Origin of the sequence: Leucobacter chromiiresistens (assembly GCF_900102345.1) — a bacterium.
Lineage (GTDB): Bacteria > Actinomycetota > Actinomycetes > Actinomycetales > Microbacteriaceae > Leucobacter > Leucobacter chromiiresistens.
Window position 1 is genome coordinate 446,730 of the sequence record NZ_FNKB01000001.1, and the last position, 20,555, is coordinate 467,284.

General features: G+C 66.7%; 13 protein-coding genes and 1 pseudogene. 3 read left to right on the forward strand and 11 right to left on the reverse strand.

The window, feature by feature from the left end:
* Nucleotides 1–199: 199 nt before the first annotated feature.
* The 3 genes and pseudogenes from BLT44_RS02080 to BLT44_RS02090 all read left to right on the forward strand — a co-directional run bounded on the left by BLT44_RS02080 (nt 200) and on the right by BLT44_RS02090 (nt 4,627).
* Nucleotides 200–1,960, forward strand: a complete 1,761-nt coding sequence (locus BLT44_RS02080; protein ID WP_010155817.1) for an IlvD/Edd family dehydratase — start codon at nt 200–202, stop codon at nt 1,958–1,960.
* Between the two features lie 120 nt (nt 1,961–2,080).
* Nucleotides 2,081–3,538, forward strand: coding sequence for an APC family permease (locus BLT44_RS02085; RefSeq protein WP_010155816.1), 1,458 nt, complete (start codon nt 2,081–2,083; stop codon nt 3,536–3,538).
* An 8-nt stretch (nt 3,539–3,546) separates the two neighbouring features.
* Nucleotides 3,547–4,627, forward strand: a pseudogene (locus tag BLT44_RS02090) (tryptophan synthase subunit beta).
* 67 nt (nt 4,628–4,694) lie between these two features.
* On the opposite strand, the gene BLT44_RS02095 reads toward BLT44_RS02090, so the two are convergent.
* The 11 genes from BLT44_RS02095 to BLT44_RS02145 all read right to left on the reverse strand — a co-directional run bounded on the left by BLT44_RS02095 (nt 4,695) and on the right by BLT44_RS02145 (nt 20,520).
* Nucleotides 4,695–7,655, reverse strand: a complete 2,961-nt coding sequence (locus BLT44_RS02095) for an FAD-binding and (Fe-S)-binding domain-containing protein (RefSeq protein WP_010155813.1) — start codon at nt 7,653–7,655, stop codon at nt 4,695–4,697.
* Nucleotides 7,656–7,776: 121 nt separating this feature from the next.
* Entirely contained in the window at nt 7,777–8,748 is a 972-nt protein-coding gene (locus BLT44_RS02100) for a sugar ABC transporter substrate-binding protein (RefSeq protein WP_010155812.1), read from the reverse strand.
* Between the two features lie 44 nt (nt 8,749–8,792).
* A complete protein-coding gene (locus tag BLT44_RS02105; protein WP_010155811.1) occupies nt 8,793–9,785 on the reverse strand; it encodes an ABC transporter permease in 993 nt (330 codons plus the stop codon).
* A complete protein-coding gene (locus BLT44_RS02110; protein WP_010155810.1) occupies nt 9,782–10,654 on the reverse strand; it encodes an ATP-binding cassette domain-containing protein in 873 nt (290 codons plus the stop codon). Before BLT44_RS02110 ends, BLT44_RS02105 begins: the two co-directional genes overlap by 4 nt.
* A 204-nt stretch (nt 10,655–10,858) precedes the next feature.
* Complete coding sequence (locus BLT44_RS02115) at nt 10,859–12,250, reverse strand: APC family permease (RefSeq protein WP_231291519.1); 1,392 nt, start codon at nt 12,248–12,250, stop codon at nt 10,859–10,861.
* A 223-nt stretch (nt 12,251–12,473) separates the two neighbouring features.
* Nucleotides 12,474–13,436 (reverse strand): D-2-hydroxyacid dehydrogenase, encoded by a 963-nt coding sequence (locus BLT44_RS02120; RefSeq protein WP_050803101.1) that lies wholly within the window; start codon nt 13,434–13,436, stop codon nt 12,474–12,476.
* 51 nt (nt 13,437–13,487) lie between these two features.
* Nucleotides 13,488–14,252 carry an SDR family NAD(P)-dependent oxidoreductase gene (locus BLT44_RS02125; RefSeq protein ID WP_010155807.1) on the reverse strand — a complete coding sequence of 255 codons (765 nt, stop codon included), beginning with the start codon at nt 14,250–14,252 and terminating at the stop codon, nt 13,488–13,490.
* A 152-nt stretch (nt 14,253–14,404) separates the two neighbouring features.
* Nucleotides 14,405–15,418 carry an inositol 2-dehydrogenase gene (gene iolG / locus BLT44_RS02130; RefSeq protein WP_010155806.1) on the reverse strand — a complete coding sequence of 338 codons (1,014 nt, stop codon included), beginning with the start codon at nt 15,416–15,418 and terminating at the stop codon, nt 14,405–14,407.
* A 46-nt stretch (nt 15,419–15,464) separates the two neighbouring features.
* Nucleotides 15,465–16,832, reverse strand: coding sequence for an aldehyde dehydrogenase family protein (locus BLT44_RS02135; RefSeq protein ID WP_010155805.1), 1,368 nt, complete (start codon nt 16,830–16,832; stop codon nt 15,465–15,467).
* A 112-nt stretch (nt 16,833–16,944) separates the two neighbouring features.
* Complete coding sequence (gene iolD, locus BLT44_RS02140) at nt 16,945–18,891, reverse strand: 3D-(3,5/4)-trihydroxycyclohexane-1,2-dione acylhydrolase (decyclizing) (RefSeq protein ID WP_029608154.1); 1,947 nt, start codon at nt 18,889–18,891, stop codon at nt 16,945–16,947.
* A gap of 111 nt (nt 18,892–19,002) precedes the next feature.
* Nucleotides 19,003–20,520: a PucR family transcriptional regulator gene (locus BLT44_RS02145; protein WP_010155803.1), complete on the reverse strand. Its 1,518-nt coding sequence runs from the start codon at nt 20,518–20,520 to the stop codon at nt 19,003–19,005.
* Nucleotides 20,521–20,555: the final 35 nt, after the last annotated feature.

Sequence of the window (20,555 nt, forward strand, 5' to 3'; positions counted from 1 at the left end):
TGCTCCAACGACGCCTGCGCCAGATTACGACCGAGCCGGGGAGTCGCAGCTGTCTCAATCTGGAACAGGTCGGGATACGCACGCATTGCTGTACTGGAGTGCAATTAGCGACGCAGTGCTGACAACGGAGTTCGAACGTGGTGTCGACTCCTCGGCGGCATTCGTCTTCTCACTCGGACGAGAAGGAATGAACACCAGAATGGAAGACTCACCCCAGGCCGACCTCCGCAGCTCGCGCTGGTTCGCTCCGCACGATCTCACCGGCTTCGTGCACCGAACCGCGATTCAGGCGGAGGGCTTCTCAGGCTTCGCCATCAAGGGCCGACCGGTGATCGGCATCGCGAACTCCTGGTCTGAACTCGTCAATTGCAACATCCACTTCAAGCTGCTGGCCGACTCCGTGAAGCGCGGGGTGCTGATGGCCGGCGGCCTGCCGCTCGAGTTCCCGACCATCTCACTGGGCGAAAGCCTGATGAAGCCCTCAGCAATGCAGTTCCGCAACCTCATGGCGATGGACGTCGAGGAGTCGATCCGCTCCTACCCGCTGGACGCGATCGTGCTGCTCGGCGGCTGCGATAAGACGGTGCCCGCGCAACTCATGGGTGCGGCGAGCGCCGACATTCCCACGATCATGCTGACGGGCGGCCCGCAGGAGCCCGCGGTCTTCCGCGGCAAGCAGCTCGGCGTCGGCACGGATACGTGGAAATACGCCGACGAACTGCGTGCGGGCCGCATGACGCAGGCCGACTTCGATGAGCTCGAAGCGTCTGCGAAGCCGACTGCGGGTCACTGCAGCGAGATGGGCACCGCCTCGACGATGACCTCGATCACCGAAGCCCTCGGGATGTGCCTGCCGTCGACGGCAGCGATTCCGGCCGTGCACGCTCGGCGTGCGCAGGCGGCGGAGGCGACCGGGCGCCGCGCCGTGGAGATGGCGCTCACCGGCGGGCCGACGCCCCGCGAGATCCTCACACCCGACGCGTTCGACAACGCGATCACGCTCCTCATGGCGGTCGGCGGTTCGACGAACGCCGTGCTGCACCTCCTCGCGCTCGCGCGGCGAGTCGGATACGAACTCGATCTCGACCGCTTCCACCAGATCTCCGAGCGCACGCCGCGCATCGTCAATGTGCGACCCTCGGGCGAGTACCTGGTGCAGCAGCTCTTCAACGCGGGCGGCATCGGAGCGGTGCTGAAGGAACTCTCGCCGCTGCTGCAGGGCGACGCGATCACGGTCACCGGCGAATCGCTCGCGGCCGGGTTCGCGAACGCGCCCGAACCCGACGGCGAGGTGATCTCGAAGCTCGAGACTCCGTTCGACGCCTCCGGCGGCATCGCGGTGGTGCGCGGATCATTGGCTCCGAAGGGAGCCGTGATCAAGCGGAGCGCCGCGAGCCCGGAGTTGCTCACGCACCGCGGCCCTGCCGTCGTCTTCGACGACATGGCGGATCTCGGCAGGCGGGTGGATGATCCCGACCTCGACATCACCGAGGATTCGGTGCTGGTGCTGCGCAACTGCGGCCCGGTCGGCGCCCCGGGGATGCCGGAGTGGGGCATGCTGCCCATCCCCGAGAAACTGCTGAAGCGCGGAATCCGCGACGTCGTACGCATCTCGGATGCCCGCATGAGTGGCACTGCTTTCGGCACGACGATTCTGCACGTCTCGCCGGAAGCCGCTGCGGGTGGGCCGCTGGCGGTCGTGCGCGACGGGGACCCGATCGTGCTCGACGTGACCACGCAGCGTCTCGATCTCGACATTCCGGCCGAGGAGTTGGAGCGACGACTCGCCGACCTGAAGCTCCCGCCGCGCAAGTACAATCGCGGCTACGGGCGTCTGTTCCTCGACCATGTCACGCAGGCCGACGAGGGGTGCGACTTCGACTTCCTCCACGCCATTCCCGACGAGGAGCCGCAGCGCCTCCCCTACGGCCTCTTCACCGGGTGGCAGGGCGGTTGGTGATCCGCCGCCCCTGACCCTGCACGGCCCGAACACACGCAGCAGTTCTTCTCCCCCTGGCGCACCGCGCACACGTATCGCAGTGCGCCGGGTCATCAACGACGACGACAGTGAGCGAATCTCATGGCACCTCAGCAGCAAGCGGTCGAACCCCCGCTCGACACCACCACCATCAACCGGCTCCAAGGCAATATGGGGGTGGGCACACTCGCCATGAGCGTGCTGGCGTTCTCCTCGCCACTCGCGACGGTCGCCGGCACCATGCCGGTGCTGCTCATGTTCGGCGGCAACAGTGCGCCTGCGATCTACCTGATCATGACGGCGATGCTGCTCATCTTCTCGGTCGGCTTCGTGCTGATGAGTCGCCGCATCGAGAATCCGGGCGGCTTCTACTCCTTCGTCACGGCCGGGCTCGGCAAGGCAGCAGGGCTCGGCGGGGCGTTCCTCGCGCTGGTCGGCTACCTCTTCATCGGGTACTTCGCCCCCGTGTTCTTCGCGGTCACCATGAGCGGCTTCGTCGTGCACACGCTGGGCGGCCCCGACATCGCCTGGTATTGGTACGCGCTCGCGATCATCGTGCTCACGACCTTCTTCGCCTACAACCGCATCGACCTGTCGGCGAAGGTGCTGACCATCGTCATGGTGCTCGAGGTGCTGATCATCGTCGTGTACGACGTCGCTGCGTTCGCGCATAACGTGTCGAGCGGCGAAGACTTCTCGCTGTCGCTCCCCCGGCCGAGCGATGCGACGTTCGGCCTCGCGCTGCTCTTCGCCATCGGCAACTTCTTCGGATTCGAAGCCACCGTCATCTACCGCGAGGAGGTGAAGGATCCGGCCCGCACGATTCCGCGCGCAACCTACCTGTCCGTGCTCGGCATCGGCCTCTTCTACGCGGCGACCGCCTCCGCGTACGTCGCGTTCTTCGGCACTGAGGGGGTCCAATCCGCCGCGGCATCGGACACCGCGAACCTGTTCCACAACTCGATCGTGCTGCTCCTCGGCAAGATCTTCGCAGATGTCATGACGATCCTGCTGATCACGTCGACGCTGGCATGCATGCTGTCGATCCAGAACATCGCCGCCCGCTACGGTTTCTCGCTCGCGAGAGACCACGCGCTTCCCCGCGCCCTCGGCCACGTCCACCCGAAGCACAACTCGCCCTATCTGTCGGCGCTGACGGTCGGAGTCGTCTGGGCGCTCGCGACTGCGGTGTTCGCGGTGCTCGCGCTGCCTCCCGAGCAGCTCTACGTCGTGGCGAGTGGCAGCGGTACGTTCTCGGTGCTGCTGCTGATGTTCATCGCGAGCGCGGCGGTGTTCGTCTACTTCGTGCGCAAGCGTCGCGACGCACCGGAATCGGTCTGGAAGTCGCTCGTCGCGCCCCTCATCAGCGCGCTGTTCCTGGGGGCGGTCACGGTCATCGCGATCGCGAACTTCCCCGAGCTCGTCGGCGGTTCGGGCGCGATCACCGTCGTCTTCATGGGCCTCACGTTCGCGCTGTTCGTGGGCGGCTTCGTCTACGCACGCGTACTGCGTTCACGCAGGCCCGATGTCTATGCGCGACTCGGTCGGCAGAAGTACTAGGAGACTGCATGTTGCAGGGGACCGTGGGTCCGCGATTCGGCACGTACGGCGGGCGCTATGTCGCCGAGGCGCTGGCGACGGCGATCGGTTCGCTTGCCGAGGAGTACGAATCCGCTCGATCGGACGTCGTGTTTCAGCAGCGCCTCGCGGACCTGCTCCACGACTACTCGGGGCGGCCGACACCGCTCACCGAGGCCGGGCGCTTCTCCGAGCACCTCTGAGGCGCCGCAGTGCTGCTCAAGCGCGAAGACCTCAACCACACCGGCAGCCACAAGATCAATAATGCACTCGGTCAAGTGCTGCTCGCCCAGCGGCAGGGCACGAACCGGGTGATCGCTGAGACCCGGGCCGGGCAGCACGGGGTCGCAACGGCGACCGCCGCTGCACTGCTCGGCGTCGAGTGCGTCGTGTACATGGGGGCGGTCGACGTCGAACGGCAGGCGCTGAACGTCTCCCGTATGCGTCTGCTCGGAGCAACAGTCGTGCCGGTGCGCACCGGCACCGCCACGCTGCGCGATGCCATCAACGAGGCCTATCGCGACTGGGTGGCCACGGCGGTCGGAACGAACTATGTGTTCGGTACAGCGGCCGGACCGCACCCCTTCCCCACGATGGTCCGCGATTTCCAACGCGTCATCGGCGATGAAACGCGGGCCCAGGTGCTCGCGAAGAGAGGCAGACTCCCCGACGCCGTCGTCGCCTGCGTCGGCGGCGACGCTCACGCGCGGCCGCCCCGGCATACTCCACGGCGCACATTCGTATCTGCTGCAGGACGAGGACGGTCAGACGCTCGCTTCGCACTCGATCTCGGCCGGTCTCGACTACCCCGGTGTCGGCCCCGCGCACGCGTGGCTGCACGACAGCGGTCGCGTGACCTACCGTCCGGTCACCGATGCGGAGGCGATGGAGGCCCTGCGGCTGCTCAGCCGCCTCGAGGGCATCATTCCCGCGATCGAATCGGCGCACGCCATCGCCGGCGCGATGGCACTGGCTCGCGAGCTCGGGCCGGGTCGCGATCTCGTCGTGTGCCTGTCCGGCCGCGGTGACAAGGACATGCAGACCGTGTCCGACTGGTTCGCCCTCGCCTGAGCCGAGATCTGCACGTCGCCGAGTACCCGCGGCCGCGACGGCACGCCTCGGGAGACGGCGTTCCCACTCACTCGCGAGCCTCCTGTTCCGCCGCTCTCGGTGCTCGGGCGGGGTCGAGTGCGAGCGCCAGATGCTGACCCGAGAGGTCAGGGTCGATCTGAGACACCTGCATGGTGCAGCTGAAACCATCGGTGAGCACCAGTGCCCCCTCCGGCGCCTGGCGCAGGGCCGGCGCAATCGAGTGCTCGGCGACCTGCATCGACATGTCGAAGTGCTCCGACTCGAACCCGAAGTTTCCGGCGACCCCGCAGCACGATGACGATTCCACGATCCGAGATACCCCCCACGCTCCCAGCACCCGCTTCTGAGCGCCGGAGCCGAACACCGCGTGCTCGTGGCAGTGCGTCTGCAGCACGGCAGCGTCGGGCGCGGGTGCGGTCGGCGCCCATCCGCGCTGCACGGCCTCATCGACCGCCACCGAGAACGAGCGCACGCGGGCGGCCACCCGGTCTGCGGCGTCTCCGCCCACCATCTTCGGACCCTCGTCGCGGATCGCCGCCGCGCAGCTCGGCTCGAGTACGACGATGTCGCGCTCCGTGCCGTCGTCGAGGTGCCGGATCAGCCGCGCCAAGCGACGCCGCGCGCCATCGCGCTGGCCGGTCGAGATCCAGGTGAGACCGCAGCACGCGTCAGCGGTGCAGCCGACCGTGCGTCCGGTATCGCCCAGCACGCGCGCCGCGGCGGGAATCGCTTCCGGTCGGAACGCCTTGGTGAAGCTGTCGGCGAAGATGAGGATGTCGCCGGCCGGGTCGAAGGTCGCTTCCGCGATCCGTCTGCGGATCTCGCCGCGCGACCGGAAGGCCGGAAGTCGTCGCTTCGCACTGACGCCGAGCCAGTCGGCGATGCGACGGAGCAGCCCGATCCGTGCCCCCGTATTGGCGATCCCGGCGACTCGTCCGATCAGCGGCAGCCAACGCGGCAGCCAGCCGATGGAGTAGTGCGTGAACGGTCGAAGCCGACCGCGATAGTGCTCGTCGATGAGCTCGGATTTGGCCTCCGCGATATCGACGCCGGTCGGGCAGTCGCTCGAGCAGGCCTTGCAGGACAGGCAGAGGTCGAGCGCCTCGCGCACCTCGGGTGAAGACCATCCATCGAGGCTGTTCGTGTTCGCGCGCGTGAGCTCCTGGAGCACGCGCGCGCGACCGCGGGTGCTGTCTTTCTCGTCCTTGGTGGCGCGGTAGCTCGGGCACATGAACCCGCCGCTCGTCGCACGGCAGCGCCCCACTCCGATGCAGGCGTGCGCATTGCCGACATACGGGCTCGCGAGCGGCAGCCGGGTGCGGGACTGGATGGAGAGGCCCATCGTCACCGTCTCCGTGATCACCGACGGCTCTCCGGCCGTCGGTCCGGGCGCTGGCGTGTCCGCCAGAGCGAGCGATGCGGTGAACGCGTCGGGGCCGACGATGATGCCGGGGTTCAACAGGTTCTCGGGGTCCCATGTGCGCTTGAACGCTGCGAACAGTTCGAGCATCTCGGGCGAGTACATGACGTTGAGCAGCTCGCTGCGCGCGCGACCGTCTCCGTGCTCGCCCGAGAGCGAGCCGCCGTGCGCGACGACGAGCGCCGCGGCCTCCCGAGTGAACGCTTCGAAGTCGCGCCTGCCGTGTTCGCTGCGCAGATCGTAGTCGAGGCGCATGTGCACGCACCCCGCGCCGAAGTGCCCGTACATGAATGCGGAGTACCGGTACTTCTCGACGAGCGGCAGCAACTCGGACAGATAGTCGGCGAGGCGATCGGGTGCCACCGCCGAGTCCTCCCAGCCCGGCCACGTCTGCTTGCCGTCGACCCGACGCGATGAGAGCCCTGCCCCGTCCTCCCGCACGCGCCAGAGCTTTGCGCGAGCCACGGGGTCGGTCACGACAGCGGAGTCGGTGACGCGCCCGGCCGCGCTCAGAGCGACGAGAAGCTCCTCGCAGTGCTCGCGGGCCTCCTCGACGTCATCGGCGGAGAACTCCACCATGAGAAAGGCTTCTCCGCTCGGCAGACCGTCGACGCTCTCCCGGCCGCGGCGATGCCGCATGATCTCGACGATCGAGCGGTCGAGCCCCTCGATCGCGGTGGGCTTGCTCGCCAGAATCGTCATCACATCGCGCGCCGAGTCGACGGTGTCGGCGTACCCGAGGCACAGGAGTGCGGTGGTGGCCGGGCGCGGCACCAACCCGACGCGCGCACGGGTGATGACGGCGACCGTTCCCTCGCTTCCGGCCAAGGCCGCTGCGACGTCGAACCCCTCCTCGGGGAGCAGATGAGCGAGATGATAGCCCGAAACCTGCCGGGGAATGGACTGCAGCTCGACGCGCAGTGCCGCGAGATGCGCCTGCGCCAGGTCGCGGAGTGCTGCGGTGAGCTGCTCCGCGCGAGCGGTCGACTGCGCATCCTGCGGGTCGACTGCGACGATGCTCCCGCGCCCGAGTCGCAGATGCGCTCCGTCGAGCGTGACGACCTCGATCTCGCGCACATGCTGCGGCATCCGGCCGTACGCGACCGAGTGATTGCCGCACGCGTCGTTGCCGATCGAGCCGCCGACCGTCGCACGACACAACGACGAGGGATCCGGTGCGAACGTGAGGGCGCCGGCAGTCGCGTGCTCGACGAGCGTGCGCAATTCGCCGAGCACCACCCCGCCGTCCACCCATACCGAGCGCTCGTCGACGTCGATCTCGTCGACATCGACGAAGCGCCGCGAAAGGTCGATGATCAGCCCGTGGCCCACGGCGTTGCCCGCCATCGAGGTGCCTCCACCGCGCGTGGTCACCGGCACACCGGCCGCCTGCGCCGCCCGCAGTACGGTCCTGATCTCGTGCACAGTGCGCGGGAAGACGACGGCCTGCGGCCGGATGCGGTAGTTCGACGCGTCGAACGAGTACTCCGACCGTCGGCGGGGCGCATCGTCGACTTCGATGCCGCGCTCCCGCAGGTCGACCACGAGCTGCGTCGTATCTGTCGCCGCAAGTGTCAGATCCGACATGCGTTCCCCCTACCACTGTTCATCCCCGCAGTGTACGCAGGCGCACAGCCGCTCAGAATGTGCCAGAACAGGACGGGGCGCCGCTGCTCACGCAGGGCGCCCCGTTGCGCAGGTCGACGACTTACTGCGCGAACTCCGCGACGTTCTCCTCGGTGATGAGGGTGAACGGGAGGGTGTAGCGATCCTCGATGTCGTCGCCCTTGAGGAAGGCGTGCACGACGCGCACGGCCTCCTCGCCCTGACCCGCGGAGTCCTGCCGCACCGTCGCCGTCATGTCACCGGCTTCGATCGCAGATACGGCCGGAGGCGTGCCGTCGACGCCGACGACCGCAGCGATATCACCCGTACGCCCGGCATCCTTGATCGCAGACGCCGCACCGATCGCCATCTCGTCGTTGTTCGCGACGACGGCGTCGATCTCACCGGCCCCGAAACGCTGGAGCGTGTCCTCCATGTTGCGCTTCCCCTCGTCGCGGCTGCCTTTCGCCTGGAACTCCGCCACGATCTCGAAGTTGTCGTTGATCGTCTCGTCGAAGCCCGACTTCCGCCGATCGGTCCACGATGCGCCGTAGATTCCTGCGGCGAAGACCACATTGCCGCCATCCGGCATCAACTCGTTGAGATACTCGGCCTGCATCTGACCGGCGAGCGTATCGTCGACTCCGATGTAGCTCTCGTACTCCACGTCGGAACCCTCCGCGAACTCCGTCGAGAGGATGAAGAGCGGGATTCCGGCCTCGATGACGCGGTTCGCCGCGTTCTGGCTAGCTTCGCCGTCGAGTGGCTGGAGGATCACGGCGTCCACCTGTCGCGTGAGCAGATCCTCGACCTGATTGAGTTCGCTCGCCACGTCCTTCTTGGAGTCGGTGACCTGAAGGGTCACCCCTTCCTCCTCTGCCGTCCCTTCCATGGCCTCGACCATGTGAGCCAGATCGGGATCCTGCAGATCGAGCACGACGACACCAACGTCGTACTGTTCGTCGCCACCGTCTCCCGAGCCGGGATCCGTGCCTCCATTCGAGCAGCCCGTGAGCACGAGTGCCGAAGTGGCGAAGAGGGTGGCTACCGCGGAAATGCGTCGTCGCATATTCATGGGTATTCCTTTCGAGAATGATTACTGCGGGTTGAGGAGAGGGGTCAGTCAGACTTCCATCGGTTCAACAGCACCGCCAGCGCGAGAATGAGGCCCTGGACTCCCTGCTGGTAGTAGCTCGAGACCCCCAGCAGATTCATCCCGTTCATCACCACGCCGAGCAGGAGCACACCGATCACAGTGCCGCGGATCGTACCGACACCGCCGAAGAGGCTGGTGCCGCCGATGACGACTGCGGCGATCACCTGGAGCTCATAGGTCAAGCCGGCGGTCGGCGCGGCACCGTCGAGGCGAGCCGTCAGTACGAGGCCGCCCATGGCGGCGAGCGCACCGCCGATGAGGTAGACGGTGAAGAGTACGCGGTTGACGGAGATGCCCACCTTCTTCGAGGACTCCTCATTGCCGCCGATCGCGTACACATGGGATCCGAACTTCGTACGACTGAGTACGAAGTCGCAGAGCAGCGCCGCAACGATGAAGATGATGACCGGTACGGGAATCGGGCCGATGAACCCCGAGCCGAGCCACTCCGCCGGACCGCTGAGGCCCGAGACCACCTGCCCATCGGTGACGACGAGCGCCGCCGTCCGAGCGATCGCCATCGTCGCGAGCGTTGCGAGGAACGGGAGGATCTTCCCCCAGACCACGAGCGCGGCGCTCAGAAAGCCGACTAGAAGACCGACGCCGAGACCGGCGACCAGCGGAATCCAGAGCGCATTGCCGCTGGACGGGGCGAGGAGCGCGAACACCATCCCGGCAAGGCCGACCACCGAGCCGACCGAGAGGTCGATGCCTGCGGTGATCATGATGAACGTCATACCGAGAGCGATGATGCCGATGATCGATGACTGCCGCACGACATTGACCAGGTTCTCCAGGGTCAGGAAGTTCGGTGCTGCGATCGAGAGGAAGATGAGTACTGCCGCGAAGATGATGAGGATGCCGTAGTCGCCGACGAAGTGCTTGACGCGCGTCGCAGCCGACGGGCCATCTTGATTCGTCTTGCGCAGCATCACTGCGACCGTGTTGGTGTTCATGCGTCGCTCCCGATCGTCGGAACCTGCTCAGGGGTGGAGGGGGTCGAGGTGCTGCCGATGCGACGGCGCTCGTCGGGTACACCCGTCGGGTCGGCTTCGTAGCCGTCGAGCGTGCCCTGGGAGATGAGGTGCGCGACCTCGGACTCGCTCACCTCATCCATGCGGAATCGGCCCACGACTTCTCCCTGTCGCATGACGGCGCAGCGGTCGGCGACGGCGAAGGCCTCGTCGAGGCGGTGGGTGATGATGATGACGGCGATCCCGAGATCTTTGAGCTTCTGCGTCACCTCGATGAGCTTGTCGACCTTGGCGACGGAGAGGTTCGCCGTGGGCTCATCCATGATGATGAGCTTCGCGTCGAAGGCGAGCGCTCGGCCGATCGCCACCGCCTGCCGTTGGCCACCCGAGAGCCGCTTCACCTTGAGCCTTGGATTGATCGGGATGTCGAGGCGCTCGAGCACGCGGTTCGTCTCGCGCTCCATCTTCTTCTTGTCGATCACCCGGACCAGGGGACCGAGGATGTTCTTCTGCGGCTCGCGCCCCAGGAAGATGTTGGTGCGCACATCGAGGTTGTCGGCCAGCGCGAAATCCTGATAGACCATCTCGATGCCGGCAGATCGCGACACCGAGGGGCTCGGAAAGGAGACGGCCTGCCCGTCCATGCGAATCGTGCCGCGATCGGGCTGGTACACGCCCGTGAGCACTTTCATGAGCGTCGACTTTCCGGCGGCGTTGTCGCCGAGCAGGGCGAAGGTCTCCCCCGGCAGCACGTCGATGCTGACGCCACGCAGTGCGGTTACCGCACCGAATGTCTTCTGAATGTTGTTGAGGGCGACCAATGGAGTGGTCGCTGAGGGTGCGTCGGTCATGTCATCCTCGTCGTTGATGGATCTCTGGCCCCGCTGAGACTGTGCGATGTGCGCCCGGCCTCTGCGGTTACTCAACTATCGGCCGCCCGGATCGTGCGACTTTGTACCGCTTTGAGACACCTCGCGTAGTGCTGCCGGCGCGCAAGAGCGCCCCCGGCAGGACCTGATCGTCCTCCCGGGGGCGCTCTTGCGCTGCTGCCGCGGTTACACGCTCTGGCGCCCCAGACGCGCGTACACCTCCGGCTTCCGCCTGCGCAGATATACCGCGTACGCGATGCCGCCGAGGAAGAGCGCGAAGGTGAACGACATGAAGATCACGGTCAGCAGGACCGACCCCTCGATCAACGCCGAGAAGTTCACGATCGCCAGGAGCGTCACGCCTCCGAAGAAGATCGCGCTGATCGCCGGGGCGAGAACCGTCCTCCACACCGGGGATCCGCTCTGCGATCCGCGTCGCAGGAAGAATACGAAGATGGCGATGCTCGTGATGAACAGCAGGAGCAGCACGGAGAAGGTACCGCTTCCGCTCGCGACGGGATAGATGTTCTCGGGCGGCACTCCGATGATGGAGAAGACGATCGTTGCCACTGCCCAGAGCAGACCGACGGCGAGGGCGGAGAGGTGCGGTGATCGATGCTTCGGGTGCACCCGAGCGAGGCGCCGCGGTAGAACTCGATCGACGGCCAAGGAGAAGCTGTACCGTGCCGCGATGTTCTGGATGGAGAGCATGGAGGCGAGGATCGACGTCATCAGCAGCACGACTGCGATGTCGGCGAACAAGCTCCCCGCGAACTCCCGCAGTGCATCGTCGAACAGGCTCACGGTGTTGGCCTCGGCGGCGGCTTGCACGTTCGCGCCTCCCAGAAAGGCGATGTAGGCGACGGCCGCTGCCGCGTAGAACACACCGATTCCCACGACCGCGAGGTACGTCGCCCGAGGAATGGTGCGCTCGGGGTTCTTCACCTCTTCCCGGTAGATCACCGTTGCTTCGAACCCGAAGAAGTTTCCCACTGCGAACAGCAGTGCGAGCCCGATGCTCGCATCGGTCAGGCTCGGCAGCGCGAGCCCCAGGCCTCCGGTTGCCGCGCCCCCGGAATGCGCGAACGCGAAGACGTCGAACACGACGACCACGACGACTTCGAGGATCATCACCGTCGTCAGCACCTTCGCCGAGAGATCGATCCGGTTGTACGCCAGGAAGGTGGTCACGGCGATGATGGCGAGGGCATACCAATACCACGCGATGTCGGGCCCGTTCAGCGCATCGACCACCCACCCTTGCAGGGTGATGGCGAACAGCGACGGCGCGAAGAAGCCGATGAATACGTAGCCGACGAGCGCGAGTAAGGCGCCACCGAGACCCGCCGGCTTTCCGAGCCCCGCGGTCACGAACGCGTAGAAGCCCCCCGGATTGCTCACGCTTCGGCTCATCCGCACGAACCCCACGGAGAACACCACGAGCATCAGCGTGAGCAGCAGGTAGATCGCCGGAGCGGTCTGCCCGCTGAAGATGAGCAGAACCGGCAGGGTCCCTGCGACCGTGGTCAGCGGCGAGGAGAAGGCGAGCACGCTCATCACGAGCTCGCCTATCCCCATGTTTCCCTTGAGCGTGGTTTTGCTCGTGACTGGAGCGGACGTTCCTGCACCCGTCTCATCCGTTGAGACATCGTGTGTTGCGCTTGTCATGTAATCCTCGTCATTGAACGATCGTGCTTGCAGGGTAAACCCTAGATTCGGCCACTCGCGCCGGAGTGTCCCAGGCTGGAACACGCGTGGGCCGGGTACCCCTCCCCCAGCCCACGCCACGCGGAACGGCGCATCACCCCGCAGTGACTCCCATACGCGTCAGATCGACGACATCGTTCAGCGGTTCGCCCGCCTTCCACTTGCGCAGGTTCGCGGCGAAGCACTCTGCGACCCGTCCGCGCCAACCGACGAGGTCGCCGGACGCGTGCGGAGACACGAGGATGGTGGGCCGCGACCAGAACGGGTGCTCGACCGGCAGCGGCTCTTGCTCGAAGACATCGAGCGCCGCGCCCGCGAGGTGCCCGGAATCGATGGCGTCGAGCAGATCGTCCTCCGCGATGACGGCGCCTCGGCCCACGTTCACGAGACGCGCCCCCTTGCGCATTCGCGCGAACCGCTCGCGATTGAACAGCCCCCGGGTCTCCTCCGTCAACGGCAGCGTCAGAACGACGTCGTCGACGTCGTCGAGCAGCGCGTCGAGCTCGGAGAAAGCGTGGATCTCGCCGAGTCGATCGTCGATCCGGGCGGTGCGCCCGACCACGGTCACGTCCATTCCGGCACCGCGAAGCAGCAGCACGGTCTCCTGCCCCACGGGTCCGGGCCCGACCACCAGCACCTTGCGGCCGAGGATGGGTTCCGTCTCACGGTGGAGCCACCTGCGCTCGAGCTGCAGTTCCACGGTGCGACGCAGATCCTTCGCGAACATGACGATGACCCCGAGAATCCACTCGGCGATCGGGCGCTCGCACACCCCGCGCGAGTTGCTCACCACGATGTCGCTGTCGACGATCTCGTGGGTGAGCAGCACATCCACACCGATACTCGACGTGTGAATCCACTTGAGGTCGCCCGGCCCGACTTCACGGAGCAAGCGGGTGCGGAAGTCGTTCAAGAAGAGGATCTCCGCGCCGGGCAACGCCGCCCGGAACTCCTCTGCCGTCCTCACGACGGTGACCTCGGCCTCACTTGCAAACGAATCCAGCGGTGGCACCAGACGGCCTTCGGGCACGATCAGGATCGCGCGTGGTTGGGACATGGTGCTCCTCCTGTGTGTGGGTGATACTCGGTCGATCGGGGGCGAGTCGGTCTATGCGGCCGTGGTGCCGCCGTCCATCTGCAGCGCGGCACCGGTGGCGAAGGTGCCCTCGACCGCGAGGAAGTAGATCGACTTCGCGACTTCCTCCGGCGTGGCGAGCCGCCCGAGGGGCACGCTGAGTTCCTTCACCCGCCGCGCACGTCCGGGGTCGTCAGTTGCCCTCAGACCCTGCTGCATCATGGGTGTGTCGATCGGCCCCGGGCATACGGCATTGACACGGATGCGCGGGGCAAGCTCGACCGCGAGCCCGCGAGTCAGCCCGACGACGCCTGCCTTCGATGCGGAGTAGTGCACGAGACCTGGAGCTCCCATTCCCGCGAGATCGGAGGCCACATTGACGATGCATCCTCCCGTTTCGCGCAAGTACGGAATCGACTCGCGGGACACGTAGAAGGTTCCCGAGAGGTTCGTGTCGATCATCATCCGCCAGACGTCACCGGTGATGTGCTCCGCCTCCACGGAGGCTGCGACTCCTGCGGCGTTGATCACGATGTCGATGCCGCCCAGTTGCCTGGCCGCGCCATGCACGGCATCGATCACGCTCTCCTCGTCCGCGACGTCCACGGGCATGACGATCGAAGTGCCGTCCAGCAGCGAACGCACCCGCTCCAGCTCCGACGTGCGTCGACCGAGCAGCGCAACACTCGCTCCGCGCGAGCTGAAGAGGCTGGCCGTCGCTTCCCCGACGCCGGAGGAGGCCCCTGTGATGAGCACTCTTGCCCCCTCGATCCGGATCTTGGTCGATCGTCGGTGCATCTTCTGGTCGCTCCCTCGTTGTCAGCCTTTGACTCACGGACCAGTAGAGCAAGAGCTCCATCGGATCGGCTGTTCCAGTTTGATACAGGGCGACGAGTCGGTACGGGGAGGGCCGCGTGGCGCTCTCCCCGCATCGGCCGACTCGAATCCTCTCAGTCGATCTCGTCGATCCGCACCGTTCGGCCCGCACGCGAGGACAGGTGCGCGGCCTCGGCGAGAACCTGAGCGGCGCGCCCGTCCTCGAAGGTCGGGCTCGACGACGCACCGTGGTGCACCCACTCCACGAAGGCGTCGAGCTCATTCGCATAGGCGTCCGCGTACCGATCGAGAAACTGCCCGACGTACGGCGCTTTCGCGGCTGCGCAGGTCGCATTCGACGAGGTGACGTGGCTTGCGGGAGCGTTCTCGACGTTCAACAGGCCGCCTGCTCCGAAAGCCTCGATGCGCTGATCGTAGCCGTAGGCGCTGTGCCGAGAATTCGTGATGGTCACGATGGAACCCGAACGCGCCTTGAGCGTCACCACCACGGAGTCGAAGTCATCGTGTTCGCGCGCGCCGGCATCAAAGAGCGTCGATCCGACTGCGGTGACCTCTTCGATCTCGCCCGCGAAGAAGCGTGCGAGATCGAAGTCATGGATTGTCATGTCACGGAAGATGCCGCCCGATACCCCGATATAGCTCGCGGGTGGAGGGCTCGGATCCCGGCTCGTGATGGAGAGCTGCTCGAGTGCGCCGACCTCACCCGCTGTGACCCGGCGCTGCACCTCGGCGATGGCGGGGTCGAATCGCTGGTTGAAGCCGATTGCCACCGGGCTGGATGCCCTGCGCACTCGGGGGCGAAGTGCATCGATGCGGCTCATATCGAGATCGATCGGCTTCTCGGAGAGCACGGGAACGCCCTGGTCGATGCAGGCCGTGATGAGCTCGATGTGCGTCGGCGTCGGCGACGCGATCACAACGGCATCGACACTTTCGGGAGCGATCGCCGAGAGCGGGTCACGTGCGGGCTTTCCCCCGAAACGCGCAGCGACCTCGTCTGCACTCCCGAGTGCCGGATCAGCGACGATGGCGAGCTCGGTGCGTGCGTTCGCCGCGATGTTGGCTGCGTGAACGCGACCGATGCGTCCCGTACCGATGAGCGCGAACCGAAGCCGTTCGGCGGTCATCGCGCGCCGCTCCCCCGTTGCCGCGGCCCCGCGCCGCGACGGACCCTCATCGACCGGCCGCCCCTGCGAAACGGAACAGCTTCTTGTTGGCGAACTCCAGGAGGCCGGCCTGCCCCATCTCGCGACCGTAACCCGACTTCTTCACGCCGCCGAAGGGCACGTCGGCTCCGCTGAGTCCCGCCGCACCGATGAAGACCATGCCGACGTCGAGCTGCGAACCGACCCGCTCGGCGCGCTCCAGGTCGTCGCAGATGATCACCGATCCGAGGCCGAAGGGCGACGAGTTCGCGAGCTCGACGGCTTCGGCATCGCTGCTCACGCGGTAGAGCTGCGCGACGGGACCGAAGAGCTCCTGACTGTAGACGTCCATCGCGGGGGTGATGCCTGTGAGGATGGTCGGTGTGAAGACGTTGCCCTCGGGGTCGCCGTCGCCGACGAGAATCTCGGCGCCCTGGTCGACCGCGCCAGTGACGAGTTCGGCGAGTTCGCGAGTGGCCGCGCTCGACGAGAGCGGTCCGAAGTCGCCGGCGGCATACGTCTGCGCACTCAGCGCGCGCGCGAACTTCTCGGAGAACTCGTCGAAGTACTTCTCGAGCACCACGATGCGCTTGGATCCGGTGCAGCTCTGCCCGCTGTTGTCCATGCGCCCGCGCACAGCGTGCTCCACGGCATGATCGAGATCGTCGGTATCGAGCACGAGGAACACGTCGGCACCGCCGAGTTCGAGCACGCACTTCTTGAGATGCTTGCCGGCCTGCGCCGCGACGGCCGCGCCGGCACGCTCGGAACCGGTGAGTGAGACGCCCTGCACCCGATCGTCTGCGATGATGTCGGCGATCTGGTCGTGCGTCGCGAAGAGGTTGACGTAGGCCCCCTCGGGGAACCCCGCATCGCGGAAGATGCGCTCGAGCGCCAGCGCCGATTCGGGGCACTGCGATGCGTGGCGCAGCAGCACGGTGTTGCCGAGAATGAGGTTCGGCACCGCGAAGCGCACGACCTGATAGACCGGAAAGTTCCACGGCATGACGCCGAGGAGCACGCCGATACCCTGGTAGCGCACGAAGGTGCGCAGACCGTCGTCGACGTCGAGCACGTCGTCTGCGAGCCAGTCCGCGGCCTTGCGCGCGTATGCCGATGTGATCGAACCCGAGAACCTGGTCTCGCCGACGCCCTGCGCGAACGGTTTGCCCATCTCGCGGTTGATGATCTCTGCGAACTCTTCAGCGCGCTCGTCGAAGAGCTCGGCCAACCGGGCTGCGGCGGCCGTCCGCTCCTCGAGTGTGGTGGTGCGCGCCCAGCTACGATAGGTGTGATCGGCGGCGGCGATCCCCGCCTCGACCTCGGCGTCGCTCGCCGCAGGGTATTCCGCCAGCGTCTCACCGGTTGCAGGATTGATGACCGCGAATGCGCCCATGATGTCTCTCTTTCGTCGTTGAATGTCTGGTGAGCGCCGGGCGGCGCCCGATGCAGGAGACGGGCGGGATCCCGAGGAGATCCCGCCCGTCTGGTGTGCGACAGCCGCCGGTTCAGCGCTCGCTCGGAGCAACCGTCGCGCTGTAGAAGCGCTGCCGCTCGCGCCCGGCGACGTGCTTCGCCACGCCCTCGCGGGTGACTTCCCGCTGCGAGGTGAGGGGCACCCCCACGTCCCAGAACGCGCCGTTGCCCGACAGGTAGCGGAACTGCTCGACATTCGCGACGATGACGGCAGGCCCCGAGACCGACTGCGCTTCTTCGAGCGCCGCCGTGAACTCCTCGACCGTGTCGGTCGACCACGCCGCGGCACCCATGCTCGCCGCGTTCGCCGCGATGTCGACGTCGACGATCGGGCCGTCGAGACGCCCCGAGACGGGATTGCGCTCGCGCAGCTGCGTGCCGAACTCCTGCCCGCCGCCCTTCGCCGCCTGCAGCGGCCAGATGCACTGGTGCCCGCGGTTGTCGATGACGATCACGATGATCTTCTGGTTCTCCTGCACCGCCGTGACGAGCTCCGTCGGCTGCATGAAGTAGGTGCCGTCGCCGATCAGCACGTACACCTCCCCGTCGGCGTTCTGCTTTGCGAGACGGTAGCCGAGACCGGCGGGGATCTCGTGGCCCATGCAGGAGTTCGCGTACTCGAAGTGGATCTCGGCACCGTTCGAGGTGTCCCACGCCTTGTGGATGCCCTCGACGACGCCGCCCGAGCCGAGCACGAGCGCGTCCTGAGCCGTAATGCGCTGGTTGAGCACTTCGATGACCTGGGCCTGGCTCATCTTCTCGTCGGCGAAGTCCTGCAGGTCGTGCTCGCGCACCTTCCGGGTCTCCTCCTGCGCCGCAGCGATCTCATCGGCGTACGTGTCGACCGGCGCGAAGCCCGCCTCCGCCAGGCGCTCGTGCAGCGAGAGCAACGAGCGCTTGGCGTCGCCGATCACCGGGAAGGATCCCATCTTGTGCGCGTCGAACGCGCCGACGTTCAGGTTGACGATCTGCACGTCGGGATTGCGGAAGACGGAGTGCGATGCCGTGATGAAGTCCTGCAGTCGGGTGCCCACGGTGATGACGCAATCGGCTTCGCCTGCGATCTGATTGCTGCCGACCGTTCCGGTGACGCCGAGGCCGCCGAGGCCGAGTGCGCCGGCCGGGCCCGCCCCCTTCCCGGCATAGGTCTCGACGACGGGGATGCCGAAGCGATCGCTGAACTCGGCGAGCGCCTCCTGCGCGTTCGAGTAGCGCACGCCGCCACCGGCCACGATGATGGGTCGCTGCGACGCGGCGATGATCTCGGCTGCCCCTGCGAGCTCCTCTTCGACTGCGGAGCGGCGACGGATGTGCCACACGCGCGGGGTGAAGAACGCCTCGGGGAAGTCGAATTCCGCGCCCTGGATGTCCTGCGGCAGGCAGACGACGACCGCGCCGGTGTCGACCGGGTCGGTCAGCACGCGCATCGCCTCGGGGAGCGTGGAGAGCAGCTGACCCGGGTGCGTGATCCGGTCGAAGTATCGACTGACCGGGCGGAAGCAGTCGTTCGCCGAGACATCGCGCTCGACCGGGTGCTCGATCTGCTGGAGTACCGGGTCTCCGAAGCGGTTGTTGATGATATCGGCGGGGAACAGCAGCACCGGCAGACGGTTCGTCGTCGCAGTCGCCGCGCCGGTGACCATGTTCGTGGAGCCCGGGCCGGCGGAGGCGGTGCATGCGAGCGTCGCGGCGCGGTTCGACGCCTTGGCGAAGCCGATCGCGGCGTGCACCATGTTCTGCTCGTTCTTGCCCGGATAGTGCGGGAAGTCGACACCGTATTCATCGATGCCCTGTGCGAGCCCCACAGAGTTTCCGTGCCCGAAGATGCCGTACATTCCGGGAATCAAGCGACGGCGCTCTCCGTCGTACTCGCTGTACTGGACCTGGAGGTACTCGACAATCGCCTGAGCGACCGTGCGACGCCGCACGGGCGCCTTCGGGTCACCAATACCTGCAACGGCAGCGGCCGTGCTGCTCATGGGTTCTCCTCACACTTCGAAGCTGGGTCGACGGCTGAGGCCGTCGCGTACCGTTTCAGGCTCCCACCGGGTCAGAACCGGGAAGTGTCCCACTTTGATACCGCCCGTCGACTACTCCTCGTCGGCGCGCACGACCAGGGCGTGAGCTTCGACAGCGAGCCAGAGCTCGAACAGCTCGCGATAGTTCTTGAGGTTCTTCCCGGTGAGCTGCTCGACCCGGTTCAAGCGGTATCTCAGCGTGTGCTCGTGCACGAACAGGGCGCTCGCCGCCGCCCGCATCCGCCCGTGGTGACGGAAGAACACGGCGAGCGAGTGGAAGAGTTCTGATCCCTGAGACGCGTCGTGCTCCAGTACCGGGCGAAGCGTGTCTTCGGCAAGACGCTCCAAGGTGCGCGCATCGGGGTTGAGCCACCGAGCGAGCCCGAGCTGCTTCTCGGTGAATACGACCTCTGCAGTCGCGCTCTCCCCTGCGAGACTCAACGACCACCGCGCTTGCCGCAGCAGCCTCGGGATCTCCGAAACCACGGCGCTTCTCGGGCTCGCCCCGATCGGCACGTCGAGCGCGACTCCGAGCTCGACGAGCCGCTCGTCACTGCACTGCAGCACCCCGATGAGCTGATCCCGTCGCAGCAGAGCGTGGCGGATCTGGCGGTCCGCGAGCCAGTCGCGCGCCCGAGCCTCGGGAAGTGCGTGAGGGATCGGACCGAAGGCCACGACACGGAACGGGGTGTCTCGCGCGAGGCCCGCCTCGTGCAACAACTGCTCCGCTTCGCCCTCCGGCCCACTCGCCTCCAACGCCCTCGCGAACGCCGACGCTCCGGTTCGATGCGCCGCCTCCCGCCGGCGCTGGTCCTCGATCGCATCGAGTGCCGCGAGCGTGCTCACGTGCTGCAGCGCCGCGAGGCCCTCGGGGGACGACCCGTCGTGTTCGATTCCGACGAGATACGCAGTGACTCGATCGTCGACGAACAGTGGCACGACGTACCCATCGGGCACGACTCGCAGGTCGACGGATTCCAGCGCGTCTCCCCAGTCGACATCCGGCACCCACGGCCACTCGGCGAGCAGCGCCTGCCCCGCCGGCGAGATGAGCGCCAGTCGATACCCGGCGATCTGCTCGAGCTGCCGGTAGATGCCCGCGACGTCGCTGTCGCTCGTGTTTCGCAGGCGGAGCGTCTCGAAGATTCGGAGATGACGGGACAGGCGGTCCCGAGCGGAGCGCTCGCTCGCATTGGCCACGAGGTACGAGAGTTCGATGAACGGCACTTGGCGCGGAATTCTCATGACGGGGAACCCCAGCTCGTCGGCGACGGCGAGCATTTCGTGCGTGAGCGCCGGAGCGCGTACACTCACGGCGACACCGGCGAGCCGATGCTGCGCGAGACGACGCACATACTGCGTCTGCCCCGGCCCGTCTTCGGGAATGCCGAAGCCGTTGACGATCAGCAGTTCGCCGCCTTCGAGCCATGGACCCGGGTCCTCGAGTTCAGACGTGTGCGTCCATTGCACGCGCCGTTCGAGCCCCGCCGCGCCCGCGGCGAGCTCGAGACCGAGGTGCGGCATGGAGACCAGTTCGGCGATCGTCAGCTGCCCGCGAGCGTTTCGGGTCGAGTTCATGTGCTGCGGCATCGAAATACTCTCATCCTCGAGATACCGCTGCGCCC